Source organism: Corynebacterium sp., from assembly GCF_030538285.1.
Taxonomy (GTDB): Bacteria; Actinomycetota; Actinomycetes; order Mycobacteriales; family Mycobacteriaceae; genus Corynebacterium.
In genome coordinates, this window is the sequence record NZ_JAUNUG010000070.1 from 1 (window position 1) to 9,043 (window position 9,043).

Consider the following 9,043-nt stretch of genomic DNA (forward strand, 5'->3'; position numbering starts at 1 on the left):
TCTGAGGAGGCTCCGGCTGAGGAGGCTTCCGAGGAGAACGCTGAGTAAAGCGCTCAAAAGATAGGAAGGTCCCACTGATAACAGTGGGATCTTTTTGTATGACCACCTTCGGGGAATCAACCCTCTAACGCCCGGCTTTCGAGCCAAACGTGAGAGAACGGTGGCAAGAGTGATCGGATTCTTGCTGCTATGCTATCTACCATGCCAGAAATTATGAGTTTTGATTCCTGCATCAAAGAATGTAAAGAGGCGGGGATCAGGCCGAAGGTCCTGTTGGGAAATGGATTCAGCATTGATTATGATAAATTGATCTTCGAATATGGATCTCTTTTTGACGAAGCAAAGCTTGAGCGTCTCTCAGAGGATAAGAAAGATGTTTTTGATGCAGTTGATTCCCGTGATTTTGAGGTAGTGGTAGATCGCCTAAGGACAGCTTCTCGAATCGTGAAATTGTACGGGGGAGATGACGATTTCGTAAAAGTTCTTAAGGATGACGCAGATGTGGTGAGAGACGGTCTGGCGGAGGTGCTGATCGATAATCATCCTCGATCCGTAAGTGTTCTAAAGTCGTCTGAGATCGTCCAGGCACGAACGTTTCTGGCAGAATTTGAAGAGATATTTACCCTCAATTATGATCTCTTGTTGTATTGGGTTTTGAATCGGGTTGATGGATTATGTAACGGGGTCCCTCGTACTGATGGTTTCGGATCGAGAGGAGATCGTCTCGTTTGGGATCCCGAAAACGAGCAAGTTGTGCACTATCTACACGGTGCCTTTCATCTCTACGTAGAAGATGGGAAACTCTACAAGCGTCGGTACGACCACGCGCCGATTATTAACCAGGTTCAAGATGCTCTAACGGAGGATACGTATCCTCTTGTGGTAACAGAAGGATCCTCATTAGAGAAGAAGAGGCGAGTCAAGGTGGATCGTACTGGATACCTATCCGAAACTCACAAGCGTTTCTCGAGATTGCATGGTTCCTTGTTTGTTCACGGCGCCTCACTGGACAACAATGACAAGCATATCTTTGGAGCAATCTCCCGAAAAGGTAGCAGGATTGACCGCCTTTACGTTGGCTTATTTTTGAATGGCGTGGGGGTTGAAGACGTGAAGAATAGAGCCCGCGGGATTGCGGAGGAATATAAAGCGAACAATAATAGAACCGAGTTGCCCGTAATCTTTTATGACTCTCAAACGGCAGAGGTCTGGAGAACTCACGAGCCTTGTTCAAGTTCTCTGTGACACTAATGACGTTGTTTGTGGATTACTCCGATTTGTTGAGTTTTCCGAAGACCCGGGGCAGCAGGTCCTCGAACGCTACTTCGGCGCCGTCGACAAGCACCCGGCGGCAACCGAATTCGGCCAGCACCTGGCGGCAAGCGCCGCACGGCCAGCACGGGCCGTCCGGGCCGACGACGGCCACCGCCTCCACCGAGCGGAAGCCGGCGGCGACCATCGCCATGACGGCCCCACGCTCGGCGCACAGAGTTGAGCCGTAGGCGGCGTTCTCGACGTTGCAGCCGGTGAAGACCTCTCCCGTCGACGTGCGAACGGCCGCGCCCACGGGGAAATTACTGTAGGGGGCGTAGGCGTGGCGGGCGGCGGCGCGGGCGGCTTCAAGCAGCACGGTGACTCCCTAGGATCGGGGGCATGGACATGATCGACATTATCCGCACCAAGCGCGACGGCGCCGCCCTGAGTACCGCTCAGATCGACTGGGTCATCGATGCGTACACGCACGGGCGCGTCGCCGAGGAACAGATGGCGGCCCTGGCGATGGCGATCGTGTTGCGCGGGATGGACCGGCGGGAGATCGCGGACTGGACGAACGCGATGATCAACTCCGGCGTGCGGATGCGGTGGAAGGGAAGTGTGGATAAGCATTCGACGGGCGGGGTGGGCGACAAGATCACCCTGCCGTTGGGGCCGATCGTTGCAGCTCACGGGGTGTGCGTGCCGCAGCTCTCGGGGCGTGGGCTGGGGCATACGGGCGGCACGCTGGACAAGCTGGAGGCGATCCCGGGGTGGCGGGCCGAGCTGTCGGAACAGGAGATGCGGGCCGCACCGGGCGGTTTCGTCGCGGCGACCACGGCAGATCTCGCGCCGGCGGACCGCAAGCTCTATGCCCTGCGCGATGTCACAGGCACGGTTGATTCGATCCCGCTCATCGCCAGTTCCATCATGAGCAAGAAGATCGCGGAGGGCACCGACGGGCTCGTGCTTGATGTCAAGGTCGGGTCGGGTGCCTTCATGACAGAGCTTTCCGACGCCCGCGAGCTCGCCCGCACCATGGTCGAGCTGGGTAACGATGCCGGAGTGCGCACGTGCGCGCTGCTCACGGACATGTCGACCCCGCTGGGGCGCACCGTCGGTAATGCGCTCGAGGTGCGCGAGGCGGTGGAGGTGCTGGCTGGTGGTGGGCCGGAGGATGTCGTCGTACTGACTGTGGCGCTGGCGCGGGAGATGCTCACGCTGGCCGGGGTGGATGCAGACCCCGCCGAGGTACTTCGCGACGGCCGCGCCATGGACGCCTGGCGGGCGATGATCCGGCACCAGGGTGGGGACCCAGATGCCGAACTGCCGTGCGCCCGACACACGGAGACAGTCGTGGCCGAGCGCGATGGTTTTGTCACTGAACTTGATGCGCTGGAGGTCGGTGTCGCGAGCTGGCGACTGGGCGCGGGGCGTTCCCGGAAAGAGGACACGGTGCAGGCGGGGGCGGGTATAGAGATCCACGCCCCGCTGGGCACCCGGGTGCGGCGCGGGGAGAAGCTACTCACCCTGCACAGCGATGAACCGGAACGTTTCGGACGGGCCCGGGAAGTGCTGCGACCAGTCATCGGGGACACCCCACCGGCGCCGCGCGCCCTCATCCACGAGAAGATCGGCTAGAACTGGAGGGTATGAAGCGACACGAGTTAGCCCGGTACATCGACCACACTCTGCTCAAGCCGGAATCCACTGCCGCGGACGTCGACAAGCTCGTCGCGGAGGGGTCTGAACTCGGTGTCTACTCCGTGTGCGTCTCACCCTCGCGCCTGCCTGTCGACGCACGGGGCCTGCAGGTGGCCACCGTATGTGGCTTCCCTTCGGGTGCGCACCACTCCCACATCAAGGCTGCCGAGGCGGCGCTCGCGGTGAGCACGGGGGCGGATGAGGTGGATATGGTGATTAACCTTGCCTTCGCCATGGACAATGACTTCGAGGCCGTCGAATCCGATATCCGCGCCGTGCGCGACGCGATCCCCGACGCGGTGCTCAAGGTGATCCTCGAGACTGCCGTGCTCAGCGACGAGCAGATCACCGCCTGCTGTGTGGCAGCGGAGCGGGCGGGGGCGGATTTCGTGAAGACCTCCACGGGTTTCCACACCGCCGGCGGAGCCACCGTCCACGCCATCGAGCTCATGCACGCCGCGGTCGGCGGACGCCTGGGCATCAAGGCCTCGGGTGGCATCCGCGATACCGCCACGGCCCTGGCCATGATTGAGGCCGGTGCCACCCGCCTGGGCTGCTCCTCCTCCGCAGCGGTGCTGGAAGGACTGTGAACCCGGCCGAGTGGGCGGCGCATGACCCGGATCGGGTGACCCGGGCGCAGGTGCAACGCTGGTTGGAGGCGGATGACCCCCGGCTTCGGGAGCGTTTCGCCGGGCCCCTGACTTTCGGCACCGCCGGGTTGCGGGGGCCGATCGGGGCGGGGGAGACGGCGATGAACGTCGCCACCGTTACCCGCGCGACAGCCGGGCTGGCGGCCTGGCTCGGCGCCGGGAAGCGAGTCGTGCTGGGTTGCGATGCGCGGCACGGCTCGGCCGCGTTCCGGGACGCCACCGCCGAGGTGCTCTCCGCCGCGGGCATCGAGGTTCTCGCCCTGCCGCCGCAGCTGCCCACCCCACTCACCGCCTTCGCCGTGCGGCACTTCGCGGCCGATGCGGGCGTGATGATCACCGCCTCCCACAACCCAGCCACCGACAACGGCTACAAGGTCTATGATGCGAGCGGTTCCCAGATCATCCCGCCGTCCGATTCCGAGATCGCCCTGCTTATCGACGCCGCCGGTTGGGCCGACGAGATCCCGCGTTCCCGCTCGTTAATCCGCGAGGTGGATGTGCGCGAGGAGTACCTGGCCCGGGCGGTTTCGCTTATCGACGCCCCCGCCTCCCAGCCCGTCATCGTCACCACCGCCATGCATGGGGTGGGAGGAGCGGTGCTGGCCGAGGCGCTACGTCGGGCCGGGTTTGAGAACGTCCACCCGGTGGTGAAGCAAGCGCACCCCGACCCGGATTTCCCCACCGTGGCCTTCCCCAACCCGGAGGAAGACGGCGCGCTCGACCTGGCTTTCGCCCTGGCTGAGCAGATCGGTGCAGACCTCATCCTGGCGCTCGACCCGGACGCGGATCGCTGCGCGGTAGCCATGCCGGGCAGGCAGTTCACGGGCGATGAGATCGGGGCGATCCTCGGCTGGGACGCGGCATCGCGGGCGAGCGGCGGCACGCTGGCCTGCTCGAATGTGTCCTCCCGGCTGCTGGGGAAGATCGCCGCCCATCACGGACTGGTCTTCGAGGAAACCCCAACCGGGTTCAAGTGGATCGCCCGCGTGCCGAACCTCATCTTCGGGTACGAGGAAGCCCTGGGCTATTGCGTCGACCCGCAGTGGGTTGCCGACAAGGACGGGATTACGGCGTGCCTGAAGGTGGCGGAGGTGGCGTCGAGAAGCTCGTTGGAAACGCTGCTCGAGGAACTCGGTGAACGCTTCGGATATCACCTGACCAAACAGGTGGCGGTGCGGGTGGCGGAGCCGGCGGGGGAGATGAGGGTGCGGGAAAACGGCCCGGACAGGGTGATCGTGCGGCCGTCCGGCACCGAGCCGAAAATCAAGTACTACTACGAGACGATCCAGCCGACCCGCGCGCAGGCGCTGGATCGGCTGGATCAGTTGCTGAGGGAGGCTTAGCGCAGGTCGCGCTTGTCGCCTTCAACCTCGATCTCCTCGTGGGCGACATCCTCGGTGACGGTCTCGGTGTCGCGGACGGTCTCCTTCTGCAGGCCGACCTTCTCGACCGGGACGGTCTCCTTGGTCACGTTCACGCGCTCCTCGTGGAGGGTGACGGAGGCCTCGTCGTCGCCGAGCTGGCCGCCGCGGGCAGCCTGGGCGTCGTCGGCGTCGATCGGGGTGCGCTCGACACGGACCTCTTCGCGCTCGACCGGAACCTCGACGGTTTCGGTGTCGTGGACGACGTACTTGCGCAGGCGGGCCTCACCGGTGTTGACGCGCTCCTTATCGACGTTCAGGCGCTCCTCGGAGCGGACCATCTCACCCTCGCGGTTGACCTCGCGGTCAACAGCCGCGTCACGACGATCGTCGGTGGTGGCGTAGCCAGCGCGGTCACGGCCGGTGACATCCTCGTCGTAGGTCTCGACGTTCTGGGTGGACTCCAGGCCGAAGTGGCGGTAGATGGTGGCCTGGTCCTCGTCGGTGAGGTGGACGTCGTGGTCGATGTTCGGGGCATCCTCGATGCGGTCCTTGGTGAAGGCCAGCTTAAGGTTCTCACCGTCGAGACGGTGGCCGCGCAGGGGAACCAGGGAGGAGCTCATTCCGAACAGTCCGTGGCCGACCTCAACGAAGTCCGGCTGGCCGGTGGCGTCGTTGACGTAGACCTCCTTGACCGAGCCGAGCTTCTCGCCGTCAGCGTCGTAAGCGGTTGCGCGGGTGATGTCGCCAATGTTGCGGTTAACCATTATCGTGATGTCCTCTTCTGTTGCTGTGAGTGGAACGACTTCCACGGTAGGGACATCTGGCGCTGGGCGGGGCGTCGAGAAGCAGAAGGTTGCTGCAGTTAGAAGATGGTGCTTGACACTGTCTGCGGGTTCCGTTACTGCGATCTGCCCCGCACATGCGCTATCTCGCATATGAAATCCGACAGAAGGTGGGCCCGGGAACTGGCGTGCGGCTGAGCTGACGGTGACGATTCGATTAAGAAATTGCTTACGTGATTAGGGTCACAGGGTGGCCAGCGGGAGGGCAAGCTCCAACATCCGGGTGAATGCCGTCTCCCGCTCGGACGCGGAAGTGGACTTGCCGGTGACGATGTTGTCGGACACCGTGAACACGCCAAGGGCGTCGACTCCAGCGTCCGCGGCGACTGCGTAGAGGCCGGCGGATTCCATCTCCACGCCGAGCACACCCATCGACGCCCAGCGGGAGATCGCCGTGTCATCGGCGTTGTAGAAGATATCGGAGGAGAGGATGTTGCCCACGTGCACGTTGGTGTTCTGTCGGGAGGCCTCTGCGGTGATCGCCTTGAGCAGCCGCCACGAGGCGATCGGGGCGAAGGTGCCCGGCAGCTTGTACTGGGAGAGGAAACGCGAATCGGTGCAGGCACCCTGGGCGATGATGATCTCGTAGAGGTCCAGCTCGGGCTGCATCGCCCCGCAACTACCGACACGGATCAGCCGCTGCGCCCCAAAGGTATGGATGAGCTCGTGGGCATAGAGCGAGATTGAGGGGATCCCCATGCCCGACCCCATGACCGAGACCTCATGCCCCTGCCACGTACCCGTGAAGCCGAGCATGTTGCGCACCGCATTGAACTGGACGACATCCTCCAGGTACGTCTCCGCGATGAACTTCGCGCGCAGCGGATCACCCGGCATGAGCACGGTCGCTGCGATCGGGGCGCCGCCCGGATTGATGTGCGGGGTATCAACCATGACGCTCACCGGTGAGCATGCTCAGCAGCAGGATGTTGCGTTCCGGGGCATCTGCCGGGCAGTCGACGCGGTGCATGACATGTTCCCGCAGGTGCACCACCACACCCGGGGCCAGCCGCACCGTCTCATCCCCGCAGGTGAAGTCGAGCTCACCCTCCAGGCACTGCACGGTGATGGGGTGCGCCGCCTTGTGGTCGGGGAGATCCTGGCCCGGCGCAAAGGTGAACACGATGAGATTGACACCGTCGCCCTGCAGCGAACGCTGCACCGCCGGACGCGGCCGGGAGGGATTGGGGGCGGGGGCGGCGTCGAGGAGCGGGAGGACAGTCATGGCCGCGCCGACGTGGGCCGCCGACCCGAACGTGTCCGGCGAATTCACGGGAACAGTATGGTCAGTCATGGTGCCGAGCCTAGACGACTAGCATGTAACCCGTGAATGAGAATGAGGTCCAGATCGGACGAGTGATCAAGCCCCACGGCGTGCGCGGCGAGGTCGTCGTCGACGCCACGACGGATGACCCGGACGGGCGTTTCGCCGTCGGCACCGTGCTCGAGGGGCGCCAGACCGGTAAGACCGAGTCGCTGACCGTCAAGGCCGTGCGCCCGCACCAAGGTCGACTCCTGGTCACCTTCGAGGAGATCCCCGGCCGCACCGAGGCCGAATCGCTGCGCGGCCTGAAGTTCTTCGCCGAGCCCGTTATCGACGAAGACGACGACGCCTACTACGACCACGAACTCATCGGCCTGCGCGTACTCACCGTCGGCGCCGTCAGCGAGGAAGAGGCCCACGCCCGTGCCTACGAGGGTGCGCAGCCGGAGCCGGAGGACATTGGTGAGGTTGCCGGTGTCGTGCGCGGTGCCGCGCACCGCATCCTCGAGGTCAAGCTTGACGACGGCGGCGAGGCCATGGTGCCCTTCGTCCACGCCCTCGTCCCCATCGTTGACCTGGACAACGACGCCATCGTCATCACCCCGCCGGAAGGACTGCTGGACCTGTGAGGCTCGACGTCGTCACCATCTTCCCCGAGTACCTCGACCCCCTGCGCCACGCCCTGCTGGGCAAGGCCATCGAGCAGGGCAAGCTCTCCGTTGGGGTGCATGACCTGCGGCAGTGGGCGACCGACGTACACAAATCCGTCGACGACACCCCCTACGGCGGCGGGCCCGGAATGGTGATGAAACCGGAGGTGTGGGGACCGGCGCTGGATGCCGTCGCCGCGGGCGAGACCGGCGTGGAGCTGGAAAGCTCCCTGCCGCACCTGGAAAAGCCTGTGAAGGAGGTTGCGTCGTCGTACGCGGCCGACGAGCGGGACGAGCGCCCCCTGCTCCTCGTCCCCACCCCGGCGGGCAAGCCCTTCACCCAGGCCGACGCCCGGTCCTGGTCCCACGAGGAGCACATCGTCTTCGCCTGTGGTCGCTATGAGGGTATTGACCAGCGCGTCATTCTCGACGCGGAGAAACGTTACCGCGTCCGGGAGGTCTCCATCGGCGACTATGTGCTCATCGGCGGGGAGGTGGCGGTACTCGTCATCGCCGAGGCCGTTGTGCGCCTCATCCCCGGCGTGCTGGGCAATCGCCGTAGCCACGAGGAGGACAGCTTCTCCGACGGGCTGCTCGAAGGTCCCTCGTACACCAAACCGCGGGTGTGGCGCGGGCTCGAGGTGCCGGAGGTGCTGTTCTCCGGCAACCACGCGAAGGTCGACCGGTGGCGCCGCGACCAGGCTCTGTTACGCACTCAGGCCGTGCGGCCGGAGTTGCTGGACGGAGCGGAGCTTTCCGACGTCGACCGGAAAGTGCTGGGGGAGGGGTAGCTACTCCAGCTCGCCTCCCGCCAGGAAATCCGCGGCATTGACCTGTAGGACAGGGCCGGTACCAAGGTCTATCCGGTCGAGGGTGAGCAGATAACAGGGCGACCCGGGCGGCAGGCCTCGGAAAGAGGAGAGCTCTCGTTCCAGCGTCGCTGGGTTGAGCGCCGACAACGCGACCTGGAGGAAGATTTCTCTGCGGTTTTTCACCGCACGGAAGTCGATTTCACCGCCCGCAGTCAGGCCTGTGGAAAGGGAATAGCCGCGGCGGAGGAGTTCAAAAAAGACCTGATTCTCCAGTACATGGCCCGCGTCTGAAGTGCGCGAACCGAGCAGTGAATTTCTGATCGCCTGGTCAACCACGTAATACTTGCCGTTGGTGCGCAGCCAACCTCGCCCACGAGTGTCATAGCGTTGGCAGGGGTAGAGAAGATGTGCATCTTCCATGAGGCCGAGAAATCTGTCGCCCGACGGTGAATGTTAGGGACGTGCGTCCAGTAGCAGTGTTCTGACGAATCGATAGCACCCGG

The 9,043-nt window shown here is 63.8% G+C and carries 11 protein-coding genes; 6 read left to right on the forward strand and 5 right to left on the reverse strand.

Annotated elements, in window-relative coordinates:
* Window positions 1–201: 201 nt before the first annotated feature.
* On the forward strand, window positions 202–1,245 hold the full coding sequence (locus tag Q4G50_RS13915; RefSeq protein WP_303378251.1) for a DUF4917 family protein: 1,044 nt from the start codon (window positions 202–204) through the stop codon (window positions 1,243–1,245).
* Between the two features lie 22 nt (window positions 1,246–1,267).
* On the opposite strand, the gene Q4G50_RS13920 is transcribed toward Q4G50_RS13915, so the two are convergent.
* On the reverse strand, window positions 1,268–1,630 hold the full coding sequence (locus tag Q4G50_RS13920) for a cytidine deaminase (RefSeq protein WP_303378252.1): 363 nt from the start codon (window positions 1,628–1,630) through the stop codon (window positions 1,268–1,270).
* 23 nt (window positions 1,631–1,653) lie between these two features.
* On the opposite strand from Q4G50_RS13920, the gene Q4G50_RS13925 reads away from it, so the two are divergent.
* From Q4G50_RS13925 to Q4G50_RS13935, 3 genes are read left to right on the forward strand one after another with little or no spacing between them, the layout of a single operon-like run.
* Window positions 1,654–2,895: a thymidine phosphorylase gene (locus tag Q4G50_RS13925; RefSeq protein ID WP_303378253.1), complete on the forward strand. Its 1,242-nt coding sequence runs from the start codon at window positions 1,654–1,656 to the stop codon at window positions 2,893–2,895.
* An 11-nt stretch (window positions 2,896–2,906) separates the two neighbouring features.
* Window positions 2,907–3,548: a deoxyribose-phosphate aldolase gene (gene deoC / locus Q4G50_RS13930; RefSeq protein WP_303378254.1), complete on the forward strand. Its 642-nt coding sequence runs from the start codon at window positions 2,907–2,909 to the stop codon at window positions 3,546–3,548.
* On the forward strand, window positions 3,545–4,951 hold the full coding sequence (locus Q4G50_RS13935; protein WP_303378255.1) for a phospho-sugar mutase: 1,407 nt from the start codon (window positions 3,545–3,547) through the stop codon (window positions 4,949–4,951). Before deoC ends, Q4G50_RS13935 begins: the two co-directional genes overlap by 4 nt.
* Here the strand turns inward: Q4G50_RS13935 and Q4G50_RS13940 are convergent.
* The 3 genes from Q4G50_RS13940 to Q4G50_RS13950 form a co-directional block, all read right to left on the reverse strand.
* Complete coding sequence (locus Q4G50_RS13940; RefSeq protein ID WP_303378256.1) at window positions 4,948–5,736, reverse strand: PRC and DUF2382 domain-containing protein; 789 nt, start codon at window positions 5,734–5,736, stop codon at window positions 4,948–4,950. The genes Q4G50_RS13935 and Q4G50_RS13940 overlap by 4 nt on opposite strands.
* A 261-nt stretch (window positions 5,737–5,997) precedes the next feature.
* Window positions 5,998–6,708 (reverse strand): purine-nucleoside phosphorylase, encoded by a 711-nt coding sequence (gene deoD, locus Q4G50_RS13945; protein WP_303378260.1) that lies wholly within the window; start codon window positions 6,706–6,708, stop codon window positions 5,998–6,000.
* Window positions 6,701–7,039, reverse strand: a complete 339-nt coding sequence (locus Q4G50_RS13950) for a cupin domain-containing protein (protein WP_303378261.1) — start codon at window positions 7,037–7,039, stop codon at window positions 6,701–6,703. The genes deoD and Q4G50_RS13950 overlap by 8 nt, the downstream gene beginning before the upstream one ends.
* Window positions 7,040–7,140: 101 nt before the next feature.
* Here Q4G50_RS13950 and rimM point away from each other — a divergent pair, with 101 nt between their 5' ends.
* Both rimM and trmD read left to right on the forward strand, forming a co-directional pair.
* Window positions 7,141–7,707, forward strand: coding sequence for a ribosome maturation factor RimM (rimM, locus tag Q4G50_RS13955; RefSeq protein WP_303378257.1), 567 nt, complete (start codon window positions 7,141–7,143; stop codon window positions 7,705–7,707).
* Complete coding sequence (gene trmD, locus Q4G50_RS13960) at window positions 7,704–8,519, forward strand: tRNA (guanosine(37)-N1)-methyltransferase TrmD (protein WP_303378258.1); 816 nt, start codon at window positions 7,704–7,706, stop codon at window positions 8,517–8,519. Before rimM ends, trmD begins: the two co-directional genes overlap by 4 nt.
* Here trmD and Q4G50_RS13965 read toward each other — a convergent pair whose 3' ends face one another.
* Complete coding sequence (locus tag Q4G50_RS13965) at window positions 8,520–8,960, reverse strand: hypothetical protein (RefSeq protein ID WP_303378259.1); 441 nt, start codon at window positions 8,958–8,960, stop codon at window positions 8,520–8,522.
* Window positions 8,961–9,043: the final 83 nt, after the last annotated feature.

What these genes read in the sequence shown, in the direction of transcription:
- Q4G50_RS13915 (WP_303378251.1), top strand. Translation starts at nt 202, where the DNA reads ATGCCAGAAATTATGAGTTTTGATTCCTGCATCAAAGAATGTAAAGAG.
- Q4G50_RS13925 (WP_303378253.1), top strand. Translation starts at nt 1,654, where the DNA reads ATGGACATGATCGACATTATCCGCACCAAGCGCGACGGCGCCGCCCTG.
- deoC (WP_303378254.1), top strand. Translation starts at nt 2,907, where the DNA reads ATGAAGCGACACGAGTTAGCCCGGTACATCGACCACACTCTGCTCAAG.
- Q4G50_RS13940 (WP_303378256.1), bottom strand. Translation starts at nt 5,736, where the DNA reads ATGGTTAACCGCAACATTGGCGACATCACCCGCGCAACCGCTTACGAC.
- deoD (WP_303378260.1), bottom strand. Translation starts at nt 6,708, where the DNA reads ATGGTTGATACCCCGCACATCAATCCGGGCGGCGCCCCGATCGCAGCG.
- Q4G50_RS13950 (WP_303378261.1), bottom strand. Translation starts at nt 7,039, where the DNA reads ATGACTGTCCTCCCGCTCCTCGACGCCGCCCCCGCCCCCAATCCCTCC.
- Q4G50_RS13965 (WP_303378259.1), bottom strand. Translation starts at nt 8,960, where the DNA reads ATGGAAGATGCACATCTTCTCTACCCCTGCCAACGCTATGACACTCGT.